The organism is Pararhizobium antarcticum (assembly GCF_001885585.1).
Classification (GTDB): Bacteria; Pseudomonadota; Alphaproteobacteria; order Rhizobiales; family Rhizobiaceae; genus Pararhizobium; species Pararhizobium antarcticum.
Window position 1 is genome coordinate 97588 of record NZ_LSRP01000024.1, and the last position, 17834, is coordinate 115421.

Genomic DNA, 17834 nt, shown 5'->3' on the forward strand with positions numbered 1-17834 from the left:
ACGCTTTGTCGTCGCCATCCTGTAGCGCCTCGAAATCAGACATGATCTAAGGCCGGGAATCATCAAGGTTACAAACGCCTGGCGATCTTGCGCATCCGAAAATGCGCGGCGCCGGACAGTGCGGTCATATCGATTGGAGACGAAACGGTGGGCAAACCACTTCCCTCCCTGGAAAAACCAACCCTCGACAAGGACTTGGACAAGGTAACCTTTGCCGAGGAAGCCTCCCACCATGTGCTGAAACCGTGGGCGGGCCTGGGGCTTGGTCTGATCTTCGTGCTGTCGAGCATGCTCTTTGCTGCAGCCTACATATCCGAGCAACCGGCGTTCCTGATGATCATCGCGGCGGCGGCCCTGGCCGGCTACATGGCCATGAACATCGGTGCCAACGACGTCACCAACAATGTCGGCGCGGCGGTCGGATCGAAGGCGATCACCATGACCACGGCGCTGGTGATTGCAGCGATCTTCGAGATTGCCGGCGCGGTCTTTGCCGGCGGCCGGGTCGTATCGACGATCGGTGGCGGCATCATCAACACTGCCGTCATGCCGACAGGCGAGGTCTACGCCTGGGTAATGATGGCTGCGCTGCTGTCGGCGGCTGTCTGGATCAACATCGCGACCTGGTCCGGCGCACCCATTTCCACGACACATTCGATCATCGGCGGCATCCTCGGCGCCGGCATCGCCGCAGCCGGGGTTTCGGCGGTGCACTGGTGGTCGCTTGCCGGGATCGCCGCCAGCTGGATGGTCTCGCCCCTGCTGGGCGGCGGGATTGCCGCCGCGCTGCTCGCCTTCATCAAGATCTTCATCACCTACCGCGATGACCGGATCACACGTGCCGTTTTCTGGATGCCGATCCTGATCGCGGCAATGACCGGCGCGTTCACCGCCTATTTCTCGGTGATCGGCCTCGAAAATGTCATCCATCTCAATCTGTCGACAGGCATCTATATCGGCCTTGCCGTGGCGCTCGCCACCCTGCTGATCACGCGCCCGTGGATCCGCCGCCAAGCCAAGGGCCTGGAAGATCGCAACCAGTCCCTGCGCAAGCTTTTCAAGGCGCCGCTGATCCTGTCGGCGGCGCTGCTCTCCTTTGCCCACGGCGCCAATGACGTCTCCAATGTCGTCGGGCCGCTCTCGGCCATCGTCGCCAGCGTCAACGGACTGGCCGTCAGCGACACCACCGCGGTCCCGCTCTGGGAGATCCTGATCGGCGCGCTCGGCATCTCCTGCGGGATCCTGCTGTTTGGCCCGAAACTCATCCGGGTCGTTGGCCAGGAAATTACCAAACTCAATCCGATGCGCGCCTTCTGCGTGGCGCTGGCCACAGCCACCACGGTCCTGATTGCGACAGCGCTTGGGCTGCCCGTATCGACGACCCACACCGCGGTCGGCGCCGTCTTCGGCATCGGCTTTTTCCGCGAATGGTTCACGCGCAATTCGAAGCTGCGGCTCGAATATGTGCGGCGCAAGACCGGCCAGACCGATTTCCAGCGCCTGATCGAGGAAAGCCCGGACGAGCGGCATCGGCGCCAGCTGGTTCGCCGCTCGCATTTCATGACCATCATCGCGGCCTGGGTCATTACGGTGCCGGCATCGGCCTTGCTTTCGGCTGGCGTTTACGTCTTATTCGCGGCGATTTTCATCTGACCATTCGTCATGGAAGGAAATGCCATGCGCGCCAATTTCCGGATGCAGCGCCTGTTCGTCGATGCACCGCTTGCAGAAGGCAATGCCCTTGCCGTGGACAAGGACCAGTTCAACTATCTGGTCAACGTGCTGCGCTATGAAGAGGGCAGCGAGGTGCTCGCCTTCAACGGGCGCGACGGCGAATGGCGCGCAACGCTTTCGCTGCCCGCCAAGAAACGCCTGGTGCTGATCCCCGTCGAGCAGACGCGCCCGCAGCCGGCACCCTGCGATCTCCACTATCTGTTTGCTCCGCTGAAAGTCGGCCGGCTCGATTATCTCGTGCAGAAGGCCGTCGAGATGGGGGCCGGCCTGCTGCAGCCGGTGATGACCCAGCATGTGCAGGGAAAGATCACCAGCATCGACCGGCTGAAGGCCAATGTCATCGAGGCCGCCGAACAATGCGGCGTGCTTGGTATCCCCGCCGTCGAGGCTCCGAAGCGGCTCGGCGATCTTCTCGACAGCTGGCCGAGCGAACGGCGGATCATCTTCTGCGACGAGGGGGATGCCGGGCAGAACCCGCTGCCGGTGCTGGCCCAGATCAAGGAGCGCAAACATGCGCTTCTGATCGGCCCGGAAGGCGGGTTTTCGGAGGAGGAGCGCGCACGGCTGCGCAGCCTCGATTTCGTCACTGCGATTCCGCTCGGGCCGCGCATCCTGCGCGCCGATACGGCAGCCGTTGCGGCCCTGGCCGTCATCCAGGCGGCGATCGGCGACTGGCGATAGGCGGTCGCAGGATCGTGAAATCCATGTGTTGAAATTTTGAACCGGCCTTGAAACAATTTCACTTGCACGCCACTTCAATCCGGTTCAAGCACCCTCCTCATGGTCTGTTTTTTCGCAGATCGCCCCACGCTGAAGAAGACGCCCATGGCCAGAGATACCACCGACCAGACGCCGGTCACCGCTGTTGCAGACCTGACTGAATACCTGGCAGAGGGCAACAAGCCCAAGGATAGATTCCGGATCGGCACGGAGCATGAGAAGTTCGCCTTCTTCAAGGCTGACAACAGCCCGGTTCCCTATTTCGGCGAGGCCAGCATCTCGGCGCTTCTGAACGGCATGGCCGCCAAGAGCGGCTGGGAGCCGATCATCGACGCCGGCAATATCATCGGCCTTGCCGAGCACTCCGGTCAGGGTGCGATCTCGCTGGAACCCGGCGGACAGTTCGAACTTTCCGGCGCGCCGCTCGAAAACCTGCACCAGACCTGCAAGGAATCCAATCGGCACCTGGCCGATCTGCGCGAGATCGCCGAACCGCTCGGCATCCGTTTCCTCGGCATTGGCGGCTCACCGAAATGGTCGCTGTCGGAAACCCCGCGCATGCCGAAATCCCGTTACGACATCATGAGCCGCTACATGCCGAAGGTCGGCAGCCAGGGGCTCGACATGATGTACCGGACCTGTACCATCCAGGTGAACCTCGATTTCTCGTCCGAAAAAGACATGCGCCGCAAGATGCAGGTGTCGCTGAAACTGCAGCCCTTGTCGACGGCGCTGTTTGCCAGCTCCCCCTTTACCGAGGGCAAGCCGAACGGGCTATTGTCCTGGCGCGGCGACATCTGGCGCGACACCGACAACCAGCGCGCCGGCGTGCTGCCTGCGGTCTTCAACGCCGATTTCGGCTTCGAGGACTATGTCAAATGGGCGCTCGACGTGCCGATGTATTTCGTCGTGCGCGACGGCAAGTATCATGACTGTACCCATGTCACTTTCCGCCAGTTCATGAATGGGGCGCTGAAGGGTGAACTGGCCGACTGGGAGCCCAATATGGGCGACTGGACCAACCATCTCTCGACGCTGTTCCCGGATGTCCGGCTGAAGCGCTTCCTCGAAATGCGTGGCGCCGATGGCGGCCCGTGGCGGCGCATCTGCGCACTGCCCGCCTTCTGGGTCGGCCTGCTCTATGACGATGCCGCGCTCGATGCGGCTGAACAGCTGACGCGCGACTGGACCTATGAGGATGTCCTTGCCATGCGTAATGCCGTTCCGGTCGAGGGGCTTTCGGCGATGCAGCGCGGCAATTCGCTGTTCGACATTGCCCGCGAGGTGCTGTCGATTTCGCACCTTGGCCTGAAAAACCGCAAGCGCCTGAACGGCGACGAGGTGGACGAGAGCATTTTCCTGGCACCGCTCGACGAGGTCATTGCCAGGAAGGCGACACTCGCCGAGGATCTTCTGGCGCGCTACAACGGCCGCTGGAACGGATCCGTCGAACCGGTCTTCGAGGACTACCAGTACTAGAGCTGGGACGGCTGACAAAAAGCGGTTTCCACCTGTCATTTTCCCGTTATAGTGCAACGACATGCGTCGTTTCGCCTGCAGGAGAGGGTTTGCCATGGTACCGCTGTTCGACATGATGATGCAGGCGCAGAACGGCAATGCCATGGATGTCCTGGCACGGCAGTTCGGCCTTGCGCAGGAGCAGGTGGCCAAGGCGACCGCCGCCCTGATGCCGGCCTTTTCGACGGCCCTGAAGCGCAACAGCGCCAACCCGTACGACTTCGGCGCCCTGCTCCAGGCAATGACCAGCGGCAATCACGCGCAATATTTCGAGGACATGACAAAGGCCTTCACGCCGCAGGGCATGAACGACGGCAATGGTGTTCTCGGGCAGCTTTTCGGCTCCAAGGAGATGTCACGGGCGATCGCTGCGCAGGCGGCCCAGATGACCGGCATCGGCCAGGAAATCTACAAGCAGATACTGCCGGTGGTGGCAAGCGCCATCATGGGCGGACTGTTCAAGCAGGCGACCGGCCAGATGGGTAATCCGATGGCAAACCCCATGGCTGGCGTCATGGGCGGCCAGATGGGCAGCATGCAGAACCCGTTTGCCAATACGCCGATGGAAGAGATGATGAAGCCCTGGATGGAAGCATCGGGGTTCGCAAAGAAGCCGGAAGCGGCAGCCAACCCGTTCGACAATCCCTTCACGCAGGCCATGCAGGGTTTTTTCACGACCAACAAGGCGCAGGACAAGCCGGCCGGCGCACCCGACATGTTTGGTGCCAACCCCTTCTTCAAAGCCTTCCAGGATATGATGGCCGGCAGCGAGCCGGCGAAGAAGGCCGCAGCCAACCCGATGGCCCCCTTCGCGGAGATGTTCTCCAGCATGTTCGACAGCGGACTGGAGGCGCAGAAGGAATATCAGAAGAGCATTGACGGGCTGTTCGATACGTATCGGAAGAATACGACGGTGTGATTGGCGGTTACCGAGGATGCCGGGCGACCTCAATGGGTGACGCTGCCCGTCATCGAGGACACACCAGCATTCGCTCAGAGCACTTGGCCCCGGACGTTTCCGCCACAGATATAACCCTGAACGAACGCACAGCCTGTTACAAAAACTGTTTTGGGTGACAGGGCGTCAAATCAGAGACCTGAAGCGCTGTACGCCCATCTGAAAGACTGGTGAGCCACTTCCGGCGCTCAACTCCCGACTTCACCGCCTCTTGTTTTCAGCTCATCAAGCGCGTCCGCATTGTCTCGGGCCCAACCGTAGAGCAGATCGATTGGCTCGACGAAGCGGGTACCGAGCGGCGTCAGCGAATAATCGACCGCCGGCGGCACCGTGCCGTAAACGCGGCGGCTGACCAGTCCCGAAGCTTCCATGCCGCGCAGGGTCTGCGTCAGCATCTTCTTGGAGATCCCCGGCAGGCTGCGCAGCAGCACGCCGCTGCGGGCGCAACCATCCAGCCGCGTGTGCAATACATGCAGGATCATGCTCGTCCATTTGGAAGAGAAGAGGTCCAGCACACGCCGCGGTGCGCAGTCTTCGCGCCATTCATGATCAGGTGAGCCGGGCTGCATGATCGATCTCCAACTGGTTACGTCAGGGTACCTATGTCCCATTCGGGTGCCTTCTGGCACGCTTCGTCTGGAAACACTAGATGAGCCGGAGAATGACAGGAGATGGTATGACAAAAAAAGTATTGATCGTTGGCGCAAGCGGCATTGTCGGCAGCGCAGCAGGGAAAGTTTTCGGCGATGACGGCTGGCAGGTCTGGGGTCTCGCACGCCGGCCGCAGCAGCAGCCAAACGTGACCCAAGTGGCGGCCGACCTTCTGGATCCGGCGTCGCTGACGTCAGCGCTGGCCGGGCTCGACCCGTCCCATGTGATCATATCGAGCTGGCTGCGGCAGGCGACGGAAACGGAGAATATCCGCGTCAATTCCGCAATGGTGCGCAATCTTCTCACGGCGCTGTCGCCGGCCGGGTCGGTCAAACATGTGGCGCTGGTGACCGGCCTCAAACATTATCTTGGACCCTTCGAGAACTATGGGAAGGGTGCGCTTCCACAGACCCCGTTCCGCGAGGAGCAGGGCCGGATCGATGTCGACAATTTCTATTACGCCCAGGAAGACGAGGTCTTTGCCGCCGCCGCCCGGGACGGTTTCAGCTGGAGCGTACACCGTCCTCACACGATCGTCGGCAAAGCGGTCGGCAACGCCATGAACATGGGCACGACGCTTGCGGTGTATGCGTCGATCTGCAAACACACAGGCCGGCCCTTCCGCTTTCCCGGCGTCGAAAAGCAATGGGAGGCTCTGACCGATATGACCGATGCCAGATTGCTTGCACGCCATCTGCTTTGGGCGTCGACGACCCCGGCTGCAGCCAACGAAGACTTCAACGTCGTCAATGGCGATGTTTTCCGCTGGAAATGGATGTGGGGACGCCTCGCCGCCTGGTTCGGCCTCGAACCTGCGCCTTTCGACGGAACCGTTCGTCCGCTCGAGGAGCAGATGGCCGGGGACGCCGCGATCTGGCGCGAGATAGCCGAGCGCTACGATCTGAGGGAGCCGGATCTGAACAGGCTCGTTTCACCCTGGCACACCGACGCTGATCTCGGACGACCGATCGAGGTCGTTACCGACATGTCGAAGAGCCGCCGCCTTGGCTTCCTTGAGTACCAGCCGACCGACGACGCCTTCCTTGCGCTCTTTGCAGAACTGCGCGCCGACCGGTTGATCCCGTAACCGGTCAGCAATCCGACGCGAAGAGACCGCTTGCAGCGTGTCCGGGCCTTCACCCAGGCACCCTGTAGCCAACAAGCGTCCGGCGCAAGCTGGTGCAGCAAATCGTCAAAAGATCACGGCTCCTCAAGACAAGAAAAAGCCCGGTGCCGATCCTTGGATCGTGCACCGGGCAAGCAGCAGGGCAATTGGCTCTGACCCTGCGGGGAAGGGTAACGCGCAGAGGCGGCTGCGCGTCCCTGTTGCGTGGTCGTCTTTCGACGGTTGGGGCACGCAACAAAACTCTGTATCCGCTGCAGTCCGTGAAACCATCCGGCTCGCGGCCTGCAGCAGGAAAGGCGTCAATCGCGGCGCGCGTTCCTGTAGAAGGTGTTGGTGCGGTGGCGCGCAGCCTGCGTCAGGTGACGGCCGGGATCATCGAAGAAGGCCGAGGTCAGGGCCTCGCGAACCTCGTGCCGGCTGAGCCCCATATCAAGCAACTGGTGGTCGTCGAGATCATTGAGGCTGCCGATGGCCTGGCGGTTTCGGAACTGGAGCAAGACCGATTTCAGCACGCCCATGAGACCCGTCTTGCGGGATGGCGTGGACTGCACCCCTGTCAGAGTGCGGTCGAGGGTGAGATCGGTCGTGCGCATGACTTGGCTCCTTTTGTGGCACGAAGCGACCGGCCCCGCGGCGTGGAGATCCACGCGGCAGGCTGGTCGAAACTTTGATAGCAAATCGCCGGGATGGCGGCTTGCTCTGGCTTGTTTGATGCGTTTTGCAGCCTCAAGGTCGCAAATCTCCATTGATCAGTCCAACGAATGTTTCTAATGATATTCATCAAACAAATTTATGTGACCACAGCCTTCCACACACCGTTCTTTCGAAACCATCCTTGGGGACCAGGACCATGTCCGCACCGCTCGATATCGACCAATTGCAGACTTTCGTGGCTATCGCCGATACCGGCAGCTTTACCAAGGCGGCCGGACGCGTCTTCAAAACGCAGTCGGCAGTTTCGATGCAGATGCGACGGCTGGAAGAGCGGATCGGCAAGCAGCTGTTTGCCAAGGACGGTCGCGGCAACCGCTTGACGACAGAAGGCGACCGGCTTTTGAATTTCGCACGGCGGATGATCCGGCTGAACAACGAGGCCATCGCCTCCTTCGACGACAACCGTCTCGAAGGCATGCTGCGCATCGGCACGCCGGATGATTATGCCGATCGCTACATGCCCGAAATCATCGTGCGTTTTGCCAAGACGCATCCGAATGTCGAGCTCTACATCATTTGCGAGCCGTCCGTGGATCTGGCCGAGAAGATGGCGAGGGGCGATCTCGACATCGCGCTGGTGACGCACAATCCGCGCGCCCGTGCTTCCGATGTCGTGCGCACGGAGCCGCTCTGCTGGGTCAGCTCCATCAACCATCCGCTTCCCGAAAACGCACCGGTGCCGCTCGCCGTCGGCAAGCGCGATTGCCACTGGCGGCAGGCGGCCTGCGCGGCGCTCGACGCCACCGGCAAGGAATACAACATCCTGTTCACGAGCTGGTCCTCGACCGTGGTCGCGGCTGCCGTTCTGGCCGGCATGGCCGTTTCGGTGCTGCCGGAATCGGCACTGCGGACCGGCATGAAGGTTCTGACACAGGCGGACGGTTTTCCGGCACTGGCTCCGGTGCAGATCGGCATCATGAAGCGGCCGGGGCTTTCGCCGTCGCTCTGCAACGCGATCACCAATCACATCACCGCCTGCCTCGACAACATCACGCCGACCGCCGTGAACGATGATCTCGACGGCGACATGAAGAACCTCCCGCGCTATCCGCGCCTGCGCCAGAGCCACATGTTGCCCGGCTGGTAGTCCATCGGCGACATTAAAAAAGCCGCGCTCCTTTCGGATGCGCGGCCTGTATTATTGATTCAATATAGATGTGCGGTCTCAACGACCAAAAATCGTGGGCAATATAAGATCGTCATTAAGGTTTCGTTCGTTCTGGCACGGCCGAAAAGGCCTGTGCGGCAATATCTTTAGTCCAAGAACGGTCGAGGCCAAAGAGGCACCACTGTAACATTTTTGGGCTGATCCGCCCGACGCCCTTCAAAAAGGCAAAAAAACCGGGCGCCGCAAGGCGTCCGGTTCTTCTTTAGGGTCTGTCCGTGGCAGTGCAGAGCGCCGACACGGATGCGAAACAATGATCAGACGAGATCGAAACGATCCGCGTTCATCACCTTGTTCCAGGCCAAAACGAAGTCCGCCACGAACTTTTCCTGCATGTCGCTCTGGCCGTAGACTTCGGCAAGGGCGCGCAGCTGCGAGTTCGAACCGAACACGAGATCGACGCGGGAGGCGGTCCATTTCAGTTCGCCGGTCGTGCGATCACGACCTTCGAACACTTCCTTTTCATCCGACACTGCCGTCCAGACCGTGCCCATGTCGAGCAGGTTGACGAAAAAGTCGTTGCTGAGCACTTCCGAGCGTCCGGTGAAGACGCCGTGCTGGGACTGGCCGTAATTGGCATTCAGGGCACGAAGGCCGCCAACCAGCACCGTCATTTCCGGCGCTGTCAGCGTCAGGAGCTGCGCCTTGTCGATCAGCAGCTCTTCGGTCGAAACCGTGAAGCTCGCCTGCTGGTAGTTGCGGAAACCGTCCGAAACCGGCTCGAGCACGTCGAAGGATTCGATGTCGGTCTGCGCCTGCGACGCATCGGTGCGGCCGGGGGCGAAAGGCACGACGATAGTGTGTCCGGCAGCCTTCGCCGCCTTTTCGACGGCAGCGACACCACCCAGCACGATCAGATCAGCCAGCGACACCTTCTTGATGCTGGTCTGTGCATCGTTGAAAGCCGTCTGGATTCCCTCGAGGGTCTCCAGAACCTTTGCCAGCTGCTCCGGCTGGTTGGCGTCCCAGTCCTTCTGCGGGGCAAGGCGGATGCGGGCGCCATTGGCACCGCCCCGCTTGTCGGAGCCGCGGAAGGTCGAGGCCGAGGCCCAGGCAGTGGACACCAGCTGGGACACCGACAGGCCGGACGCCAGGATCTTGTCCTTGAGGGCGGCGATATCGGTGGCGTCGATCAGCGGGTGATCGACAGCCGGTACCGGATCCTGCCAGATCAGTTCCTCGCTCGGCACTTCCGGTCCGAGATAGAGGGCGCGCGGTCCCATGTCGCGGTGGGTCAGCTTGAACCAGGCGCGGGCAAAGGCGTCGGCGAACTGATCGGGATTTTCGAGGAAGCGACGGGAAATCGCCTCGTAGGCCGGGTCGACGCGCAAAGCCAGGTCGCTGGTGAGCATTTGCGGCGCATGGCGCTTGTGCGGATCATGTGCATCCGGCACGGCGTCGGATGCCGCCCCGTCCTTCGGGCGCCACTGGTGGGCACCGGCCGGGCTCTTGGTCAGTTCCCATTCGAAGCCGAACAGGTTTTCGAAGTAGAGATTGGTCCACTGCGTCGGCGCCTGCGTCCAGGTGACTTCGAGACCGCTCGAAATCGTGTCGCCGGCCTTGCCTGTGCCATGGGTGCTGGCCCAACCGAAGCCCTGTGCTTCGATACCGGCTCCTTCCGGCTCGCGGCCGACATGGGCGGCATCGCCGGCACCATGGGTCTTGCCGAAGGTGTGGCCACCGGCGATCAGAGCGACGGTTTCCTCGTCGTTCATCGCCATGCGCGCGAAGGTATCGCGAATGTCGCGGGCCGAGGCCAGCGGGTCCGGGTTGCCGTTCGGGCCTTCCGGGTTGACATAGATAAGGCCCATCTGCACGGCCGCCAGCGGGCTTTCCAGATCGCGGTCGCCACTGTAGCGCTTGTCGTCGAGCCAGGTGCGTTCACCGCCCCAGTAGATGTCCTCTTCCGGTTCCCAGACGTCGGCACGACCACCGGCGAAACCAAAGGTCTTGAAGCCCATGGATTCCAGAGCGACGTTGCCGGTCAGGATCATCAGGTCGGCCCAGGAGAGCTTGTTGCCGTATTTCTGCTTGATCGGCCAGAGAAGCCGGCGGGCCTTGTCGAGGTTGACGTTGTCAGGCCAGCTGTTGAGCGGCGCAAAACGCTGCGTTCCGGAGGTGGCGCCCCCGCGGCCGTCGCCGGTGCGGTAGGTGCCGGCACTGTGCCAGGCCATGCGGATCATGAAGGGACCGTAATGCCCGAAATCGGCCGGCCACCAATCCTGGGAATCGGTCATCAGTGCGACGAGATCGGCCTTGACGGCAGCGAGATCGAGCTTCTTGAATTCCTCAGCATAATTGAAGCCCGTGCCCATAGGATCGGACAGCGCCGAGTTCTGGTGCAGGATCCGCAGATTGAGCTGGTTGGGCCACCATTCGCGGTTCGATGGACCCTTGCCCGAGCTGCTGGTCAGCGACCCGTGCATCACGGGACATTTGCCTGTCGTTTCGACCTTGGCATCCATGTTCGTCTCCTTTGAAAGGCAATATCTTTGGTTCGGCTGCACCATCCTCCAAAACCACCATAGTTTCCAATTGTATTTAATGGGATTATCGATAGGATAAACCTATCATGCTCACACTTCGACAGATGCGCTATTTCGATGCCCTCGCAACCACCCTCCACTTCGGCCGGGCGGCGAAAATGACCAATGTCAGCCAGCCGGCGCTTTCGGCGCAAATCATGGAAATGGAATCCGACCTGGGCATCCGGCTGGTGGAGCGCGGCCGCAGCGGCGTGATCCTGACGCCACATGGCGAGACCTTGCTTCCGGAAATCCGGGCTATCCTTCTGGCCGTCGACGGGCTTTATGACCGGGCGCGGCAATCGACCGGCGTGCTCGAGGGCCGGTTGCGCCTCGGCATCATCCCGACCGTCGCGCCCTATCTGGTGCCGACGCTGATCCCGATGCTGCGCCAGCGCTATCCGAAGCTCAATGTGGAGCTGCGCGAACTTCTGACGACCGGTTGTGTCGACGACGTCAAGCATGGCAAGCTCGACTGCGCCATTATCGCGCTGCCGCACAATGATGACAGCCTGCGGTCCTGCACGCTGTTCGAAGACCGCTTCCTGATCGCCAGTGCCGATGACGAGAACACGGTGTTGCTGTCACCGATGACAGAGGCGCAGGTCGACATGGACCGCCTGCTGCTGCTGGAAGAAGGCCATTGTCTGCGCGACCAGGCGCTTGCCGTCTGCGGCTCGACCGCAGGCCGGCGCGTCGCCAATTACGGGGCGACCTCGATGGCGACGCTGCTGCAGATGGTCAGTCACGGCATGGGCATCACGCTGATCCCGGAAATCGCCGTCAAGGATGAGCGCACGCGAAACCGCATGCGCATCGTGCCTTTTGCGGATCCGCAACCGTCGCGCCGCATCGGCCTCGTCTGGCGCCCGAGAAGCGGCCGCAACAACGACCAGGAGGCCCTGGCCGCGCTTATCACCGAGGCGGCGGCGGAGTTGCTGGAGGGATGACCGACCGCATATGCGGAAGGCCCCCAGCTCCGCCGGTATCAAACCACCTTGGCCTTCAGAAACTCCACCGTCCGGCTCCAGGCGAGGTCGGCGGCGGCCTTGTCGTAGCGGGCGGCGGAGGTGTCGTTGTTGAAGGCGTGGTTGACGCCGTCATAGATCTGGATGGTGAAATCCTTGCCCGCATCGGTCAACGCTTTCCTGTAGGCGTCGATACCGGCATTGATGCGGTCGTCGAGGCCGGCATAGTGCAGAAGCAGCGCCGCCTTGATCTTCGGGACATCCTCCGCCGGCGCCTGGGCGCCATAATAGGCGACGCCAGCCTTGAGGTCCGATGACGCGACGGCGAGCTTGTTCACCATGCCGCCGCCCCAGCAGAAGCCGATCGCGCCGGCCATGCCGGTTGTCGCTTCGTGGCCTGCGAGGAAAGCCACGGTTGCCACCGCATTGTCGACCGTCTGCTTGCCGTCGAGCGCACCGATCATTTCGCGTGCCTTGTCCTCGTCTGCGGGCGTGCCACCGGAGGGCGACAGGAAATCCGGGGCAAGGGCAACAATGCCCTCGAGCGCCATGCGACGGGCAACATCCTTGATATGCGGATTGAGGCCACGGTTCTCGTGGATGACGATGACAGCGGGAAGCTTGCCGGACGCATCGGCCGGCACCGCCAGATAGCCCTTCATGTCGCCGCCAGCGCCGGGATAGGTGATATCGTCAGCCTTGACGCGGGCGTCCGCTTCCGGGATGATTTCCGCCTGCGCAGTGTTGGCGGCGAGCAGCGGCGCGATCACCGCAGCGCTGGCCGCCGACCCCGTCAGCGCCGTCAGCTTGCGCATGAAGGCCCGCCGGTCGAGGCTCAGATGCGTGTATTCGTCATAGGCATTGATCATGTCCTGCGTGATGTTCGGCTTTTCCATGGCTTCCTCCTGTGATGTTCACATTACGGGAGAATGCCGCCCGCGGATCGAGGATCAAGAACAGGACGCCTGAATTGACGCGAACGTGATTGGCCGTGAGCGTTCACGGCCAATCACGCGTGGATGCACGGCCCGAAGGCCAGGCCGACGATCGGGGAAGCTAGCTGAGATCCAGCACGATGCGCCCGTCGATCGCGCCTTTTTCCATTGTCTCGAAGATGTTGTTGATATTCTCCAGCTTGTCCCAGCTGAAATGGGCTGCGACCTTTCCGTCCCCCGCGAATTCCAGCGCCTCTTCGAGATCCTGGCGGGTACCGACTATCGAGCCACGCACCGTGATGCGCTTGAGCACGGTTTCGAACACCGGCAGGGAAATATAGCCCGGCGGCAGTCCGACCAGCGCCATGGTGCCCTTGGAGCGCAGGAAGCCGAATGCCTGCTCCATCGCCTTGGGCGAGACGGCTGTCACCAGCGCCCCGTGCACACCACCGGTGACCTGCTGGACGCGCTCGACCGCATCCTTGTCCCGGGCATCGATCACCAGATCGGCACCCATCTGTGTGGCGAGCGCCAGCTTGTCCTCGAAAATATCGACGGCCACGACTTTCATGCCCATCGCCTTGGCATATTGCACGGCCATGTGCCCGAGACCGCCAACCCCTGAAATGGCGACCCACTCGCCGGGTCGGACTTCGGTCTCCTTCAATCCCTTATAGACCGTGACGCCGGCGCACAGCACCGGAGCGGCAGGGCCGAACGCAAGACTGTCGGGCAGGCGCCCGACGAAATCAGGATCGGCAAGGCCATATTCGGCAAAGGTGCCGTTGACGGAATAGCCGGTGTTCTGCTGCTGGCCGCACAATGTTTCCCAACCGGTGCGGCAGGGATTGCAGCAGCCGCAGGCCGTATGCAGCCACGGCACGCCGACGCGGTCGCCTTCCTTGATGCGCTTCACGTTCGAGCCGATCTTGGCGACGAAGCCGGTGCCCTCGTGGCCTGGAATGAAGGGAAGGCCAGGCTTGACGGGCCAGTCGCCCTTTACGGCGTGCAGATCCGTATGGCAGACGCCGGTCGCATGGTATCGCACCAGGATCTGGTCCGGGCCGGGATCGGGAATCGGCAGCTGTTCTATGGAGAGTGGCTTGCCAAACTCCCTGACCACTGCAGCTTTCATCATTGCCGTCATGAACGGATCCTCCTGTTCGCCCCAAGGGGCTGAGGCATCTGCATTGCCTGCAGATGCCGGACGACAGTGGATCGTGACGGACAGTGAAACGTTGATACAGATCAATCGCTGCGACGGGTGGACCGCATTGCAGCTTGAAACTGCATCAGAACCGAGACAGGCCGGGAAGCGTTCAGGGCGCGACGCCTCCCGGACCCGGTTCTACTGCATGTACCAACCGTGGCTGACGACCAGCGACTGGCCGGTCAGCGCATTGGTCTCGAAGCCGGCAAACAGAAGCGCCACTTCCGCGACGTCCTCGACGGTGGTGAACTGCGTGTCGACGGTGCCGCCGAGCATCATCTTCCTGACAACCTCGTCTTCGGACATGCCCAGCGCCTTTGCCTGTTCGGGTATCTGCTTTTCGACCAGCGGCGTCTTGACGAAGCCGGGGCAGATGACATTGGCGCGCACGCCGTCCGGCCCGCCTTCCTTGGCAACGACGCGAGCAAGCCCGAGCAGGCCGTGCTTGGCCGTCACATAAGCCGATTTCAGCGGCGAGGCTTCATGGGAGTGGACGGAGCCCATATAGATGATCGCGCCACCCTTCTGCGCCTTCATGTGCGGAATGCAGGCCTTGGTCGTCAGGAAGGCGCCGTCGAGATGGATGGCCAGCATCTTCTTCCAGTCGGAAAAGGCGTAGTCCTCGATCTTGTTGACGATCTGGATGCCGGCATTGGAGACGAGCACGTCCACCCTGCCCCACTTTTCGATCACAGCGGCGACACCCGCATTCACCGCGTCTTCGCTGGTGACGTCCATGGCAAGCCCGATGGCTTCGCCCGGTCCAGTGGCGGTCAGGTCCCTGGCCGTCGCTTCGGCCGCGTCGAGCTTCAGATCGGCGATGACGACCTTGGCGCCTTCCGAAATGTATTTCTTGGCGATCGCCAGACCGATGCCGCTGGCCGAACCGGTGACGATGCAGACCTTGTCCTTGAGTTTCATGGCTTTTACTTCCTATTTTGCAAGATAATCATGGACCACTTCGCCGAGGCCGAGCGTCAGGTCCGAGAGAATATGGACGGCGGATTTGACTTCGAGCACCGGTAGATCGGCGACCGGGGCCAGCGCATGCGAAAACAAAGCGAGTGCGCCCGGCCCTTCCCAGGCACCCTTGACGGTGAGATCCTCGAGATAATAGCGCACAAGTTCGCAGATGCGCGGGGTGCAATCGACATGCGGAATAATCTTCAGCATGAAATTCGGCTGCTTCAACGTTTCGAGAACCTTGTCCTTGTCGAGCGTCCGGTGCTTGAAGCCCATGGTCGCTGTCGCCACCCGCTGGCCGCCATAGTCGAGCGTGCCGACCAGTGCGTCCTTGACGGATGTCAGCGAGGGATCGCCCAGCTTTTTCGGGAACCCCCAGATCTCGCGGCCGCCGGCAATCGGCGCATCGTCATTGAGAAACATCGAATGCACATAACCACCGTGCACGCCCTCATAGGTGACCGGGATGACCTGGCCGGCCTCGGTATAATCGCCGAAGCCGGTGGAATCCGGCATACGGATGAATTCGAATTTGACCAGCGGCTCATCGAACTGCAGAGGCTCCGGGACCACGCGACGCAGCGCTTCCGGATCGGTGCGATAGGTGATGATCATGTATTCGCGGTTGACGAAGCGATAGGGGCCAGGCGGATAGGACGGACTGGCCAGCGGCATGGCAAAGGCATTGCGGATGACATCGTCTATTTTCACGACTTTTTCTCACCTCCGTGAATCTGGCAAAGGTCGAAGATCCGGATTCCATTGGTGGGCCGGGTGCGGCTCTGCCAATCCGGGTGATTGAGTGTCCTGACCACGTCGTCATGACCGGCCTTCCAGTGTTCCTCGACCGAAAGCCGCGAAAACTCGTAGTCCTTGGAATGGCTTTCATAGCTCGCCTGCCGATAGATCAGGTGGACCATGGTGACCGCGCTGTCATTGCCGATCTTTTCCAGCATCCGCGCATCCGGATCGTCCTTCAACGCATCGGGAAGCTTTTCCACCAGCCGTTTGGCGGCCATGCGGATGGTCTGGAGCTTTCGGAACTGGTCGGTGTTCAACCGCGTGCGGCTGGAGAAACGGATCTCCTTCTCGCGTGCCTCGACATCGAACTGATCCTTCGGCAAGGCACCACGAGCGCTGAACAGATCGACCTGGAAAATGCAGAAATCGCTCTCGAGCTCTTCACCGCCAAGGATGCGCTGCAACGGCGTGTTCGAGACGAGGCCGCCGTCCCAATAATAGCGGCCATCGATCTCGACCGGGGCAAAACCCGGCGGCAGGGCGCCGGAGGCAGCCACATGCTTGGCCGAAAACGGCTGATGCAGGTTGTCGAAATAATTGAAATTGCCGCTCATCACATCGACGGCACCGAGGCTGAGGCGGATGGCCCCTGAGTTGATGATGTCGAAATCCACCAGTTCGACCAGCGTTTCCTGCAAGGGCATGGTGTCATACAGGCTGATCTGCGCCATCGGATCGCCGGGGATGGCCCAGGGTGCAAAGGCGCGCGGCTTGAAGAAGCCGGGCACGCCGGTCAGCGAGCCGAGAAAGGCCGAGGTCTCGTTGAACCATTTGCGCATCATATCGCCCGGTCCCAGCGCCTGGCCGACAAGCCCCGAGGAAACGCGGTGCCAGAAGGTTCGCAGGTTGTCGATGCGTTTGTCGACCGGGCTGCCGGCGATGATCGCGGCATTGATCGAGCCGATCGAGATGCCGGCCAGCCAGTCCGGCCGGATGCCGGCCTCATGCAGTGCCTCGTAGGCCCCGGCCTGGTAGGCACCGAGCGCGCCTCCACCCTGGAATACGAGAACAGTCTTTTCGTCAGGATTGATCAAGGCGGTCGCCTTTCCGTTTATTGCATCTGCGAACAGAAACCGGACCGTACGCCCTGCTGTTCCATCAAGGCAAATTAACTTTCGGCACTGTCAAAAAGACCAGCAATTCCAGTGCTCCGCTGCCGGTTCCAACCTTAGTCATCGTCAGAACAGCGGCAGACATTGTGGCCCCTCAGAGAAGAGAGACCTTCCACCATGACGAGAGAATGACGCCGAAATTATTGCAACGCAATGTGGACGGCAAAAAGCACCCAGAGCGCAAAGACCGCCAGGAAACCAGCGGTGAACAATCGCTGCCGCAGCATCAGACGGTTGGATGTCACATGCACATAGGCGTGCACCAGACGGGACAGCAGGAAGACCCAGGCAAGGACAAGTGCGGCTATGCTGACGCCGGCCGTGGCGTAGAGCGCGAGGCAGGCGACATAAAAGAGCACGGGCAGTTCGAACTGGTTGATCAGACTGCGGGCAACAGTCGCGCTCGGCGCCGGTTCGATCGTCGGGATCTTGTAGTCATGGGCTTTTGCCGTGCCGGCCCGGACGGCGCCGAAGCGGCGCTTCATCATCAAAAAGTAGATGGCGAATGTCAGAAAGACCTGGCCGATCACGGGCCAGAAGATCGCTGTGGAAACGGGCATGGACACTCCTCCTGTTCGATGCACGCCTATCTATAGTGCCTTGCGTCGAAATCCAGCCCCGGCGGTCAGCAGAGACCAGATCCGCAGATGCCCCGTCGTATTCGCCGCTGCGCCTGCGGGACGCGGCAGAACGAAAAAGCGGCGAGATTTCCCTCGCCGCTCCATATCTCGAAC

General features: G+C 61.5%; 16 protein-coding genes. 7 read left to right on the forward strand and 9 right to left on the reverse strand.

Translation table 11 applies throughout. The annotated features are described in order from the left end of the window. Positions 1-147 precede the first annotated feature (147 nt). From AX760_RS03350 to AX760_RS03365, 4 genes are all read left to right on the forward strand, one after another. Positions 148-1653 (forward strand): inorganic phosphate transporter, encoded by a 1506-nt coding sequence (locus tag AX760_RS03350; RefSeq protein ID WP_071831419.1) that lies wholly within the window; start codon positions 148-150, stop codon positions 1651-1653. Between the two features lie 24 nt (positions 1654-1677). Further along, positions 1678-2415 (forward strand): 16S rRNA (uracil(1498)-N(3))-methyltransferase, encoded by a 738-nt coding sequence (locus AX760_RS03355; RefSeq protein ID WP_071831421.1) that lies wholly within the window; start codon positions 1678-1680, stop codon positions 2413-2415. A 144-nt stretch (positions 2416-2559) separates the two neighbouring features. Further along, complete coding sequence (locus AX760_RS03360) at positions 2560-3933, forward strand: glutamate--cysteine ligase (protein WP_071831497.1); 1374 nt, start codon at positions 2560-2562, stop codon at positions 3931-3933. Between the two features lie 94 nt (positions 3934-4027). Then, entirely contained in the window at positions 4028-4891 is an 864-nt protein-coding gene (locus AX760_RS03365) for a DUF937 domain-containing protein (protein WP_071831424.1), read from the forward strand. Positions 4892-5118: 227 nt separating this feature from the next. Here the strand turns inward: AX760_RS03365 and AX760_RS03370 are convergent, their stop codons facing one another. Continuing rightward, complete coding sequence (locus AX760_RS03370) at positions 5119-5499, reverse strand: winged helix-turn-helix transcriptional regulator (protein WP_071831426.1); 381 nt, start codon at positions 5497-5499, stop codon at positions 5119-5121. Between the two features lie 107 nt (positions 5500-5606). On the opposite strand from AX760_RS03370, the gene AX760_RS03375 reads away from it, so the two are divergent. Then, positions 5607-6668 (forward strand): SDR family oxidoreductase, encoded by a 1062-nt coding sequence (locus AX760_RS03375; protein WP_071831428.1) that lies wholly within the window; start codon positions 5607-5609, stop codon positions 6666-6668. A 338-nt stretch (positions 6669-7006) separates the two neighbouring features. Here AX760_RS03375 and AX760_RS03380 read toward each other — a convergent pair whose 3' ends face one another. Next, entirely contained in the window at positions 7007-7300 is a 294-nt protein-coding gene (locus AX760_RS03380) for a DUF1127 domain-containing protein (RefSeq protein ID WP_071831430.1), read from the reverse strand. Positions 7301-7557: 257 nt separating this feature from the next. Between AX760_RS03380 and AX760_RS03385 the strand changes: the two genes are divergently transcribed. Then, entirely contained in the window at positions 7558-8508 is a 951-nt protein-coding gene (locus AX760_RS03385) for a LysR substrate-binding domain-containing protein (protein WP_071831431.1), read from the forward strand. Between the two features lie 335 nt (positions 8509-8843). Here the strand turns inward: AX760_RS03385 and katG are convergent, their stop codons facing one another. Next, the gene (katG, locus tag AX760_RS03390) at positions 8844-11051 is read right to left on the reverse strand and encodes a catalase/peroxidase HPI (RefSeq protein WP_071831432.1); all 2208 of its coding nucleotides are present in this window, start codon (positions 11049-11051) and stop codon (positions 8844-8846) included. 107 nt (positions 11052-11158) lie between these two features. Between katG and AX760_RS03395 the strand changes: the two genes are divergently transcribed. Beyond that, a complete protein-coding gene (locus AX760_RS03395; protein ID WP_071831434.1) occupies positions 11159-12061 on the forward strand; it encodes a hydrogen peroxide-inducible genes activator in 903 nt (300 codons plus the stop codon). Positions 12062-12099: 38 nt separating this feature from the next. On the opposite strand, the gene AX760_RS03400 is transcribed toward AX760_RS03395, so the two are convergent. From AX760_RS03400 to AX760_RS03425, 6 genes are all read right to left on the reverse strand, one after another. Further along, the gene (locus AX760_RS03400) at positions 12100-12975 is read right to left on the reverse strand and encodes a dienelactone hydrolase family protein (protein ID WP_071831435.1); all 876 of its coding nucleotides are present in this window, start codon (positions 12973-12975) and stop codon (positions 12100-12102) included. A 160-nt stretch (positions 12976-13135) separates the two neighbouring features. Next, entirely contained in the window at positions 13136-14161 is a 1026-nt protein-coding gene (gene adhP / locus AX760_RS03405) for an alcohol dehydrogenase AdhP (protein ID WP_071831437.1), read from the reverse strand. Between the two features lie 201 nt (positions 14162-14362). Beyond that, entirely contained in the window at positions 14363-15145 is a 783-nt protein-coding gene (locus tag AX760_RS03410) for a 3-hydroxybutyrate dehydrogenase (RefSeq protein WP_071831439.1), read from the reverse strand. A 12-nt stretch (positions 15146-15157) separates the two neighbouring features. Continuing rightward, the gene (locus tag AX760_RS03415; RefSeq protein ID WP_071831441.1) at positions 15158-15898 is read right to left on the reverse strand and encodes an acetoacetate decarboxylase; all 741 of its coding nucleotides are present in this window, start codon (positions 15896-15898) and stop codon (positions 15158-15160) included. Then, positions 15895-17022 carry a DUF3734 domain-containing protein gene (locus AX760_RS03420; protein WP_071831444.1) on the reverse strand — a complete coding sequence of 376 codons (1128 nt, stop codon included), beginning with the start codon at positions 17020-17022 and terminating at the stop codon, positions 15895-15897. The genes AX760_RS03415 and AX760_RS03420 overlap by 4 nt, the downstream gene beginning before the upstream one ends. A gap of 218 nt (positions 17023-17240) precedes the next feature. Continuing rightward, positions 17241-17660 (reverse strand): MAPEG family protein, encoded by a 420-nt coding sequence (locus AX760_RS03425; RefSeq protein ID WP_071831446.1) that lies wholly within the window; start codon positions 17658-17660, stop codon positions 17241-17243. Positions 17661-17834: the final 174 nt, after the last annotated feature.

Excerpts from the sequence above, each read along its gene's own strand:
- AX760_RS03410 (WP_071831439.1), bottom strand. The coding sequence starts at position 15,145 with ATGAAACTCAAGGACAAGGTCTGCATCGTCACCGGTTCGGCCAGCGGC.
- AX760_RS03365 (WP_071831424.1), top strand. The coding sequence starts at position 4,028 with ATGGTACCGCTGTTCGACATGATGATGCAGGCGCAGAACGGCAATGCC.
- AX760_RS03355 (WP_071831421.1), top strand. The coding sequence starts at position 1,678 with ATGCGCGCCAATTTCCGGATGCAGCGCCTGTTCGTCGATGCACCGCTT.
- AX760_RS03425 (WP_071831446.1), bottom strand. The coding sequence starts at position 17,660 with ATGCCCGTTTCCACAGCGATCTTCTGGCCCGTGATCGGCCAGGTCTTT.
- AX760_RS03380 (WP_071831430.1), bottom strand. The coding sequence starts at position 7,300 with ATGCGCACGACCGATCTCACCCTCGACCGCACTCTGACAGGGGTGCAG.
- AX760_RS03375 (WP_071831428.1), top strand. The coding sequence starts at position 5,607 with ATGACAAAAAAAGTATTGATCGTTGGCGCAAGCGGCATTGTCGGCAGC.
- adhP (WP_071831437.1), bottom strand. The coding sequence starts at position 14,161 with ATGACGGCAATGATGAAAGCTGCAGTGGTCAGGGAGTTTGGCAAGCCA.
- AX760_RS03370 (WP_071831426.1), bottom strand. The coding sequence starts at position 5,499 with ATGCAGCCCGGCTCACCTGATCATGAATGGCGCGAAGACTGCGCACCG.
- katG (WP_071831432.1), bottom strand. The coding sequence starts at position 11,051 with ATGGATGCCAAGGTCGAAACGACAGGCAAATGTCCCGTGATGCACGGG.
- AX760_RS03400 (WP_071831435.1), bottom strand. The coding sequence starts at position 12,975 with ATGGAAAAGCCGAACATCACGCAGGACATGATCAATGCCTATGACGAA.
- AX760_RS03395 (WP_071831434.1), top strand. The coding sequence starts at position 11,159 with ATGCTCACACTTCGACAGATGCGCTATTTCGATGCCCTCGCAACCACC.
- AX760_RS03360 (WP_071831497.1), top strand. The coding sequence starts at position 2,560 with ATGGCCAGAGATACCACCGACCAGACGCCGGTCACCGCTGTTGCAGAC.
- AX760_RS03385 (WP_071831431.1), top strand. The coding sequence starts at position 7,558 with ATGTCCGCACCGCTCGATATCGACCAATTGCAGACTTTCGTGGCTATC.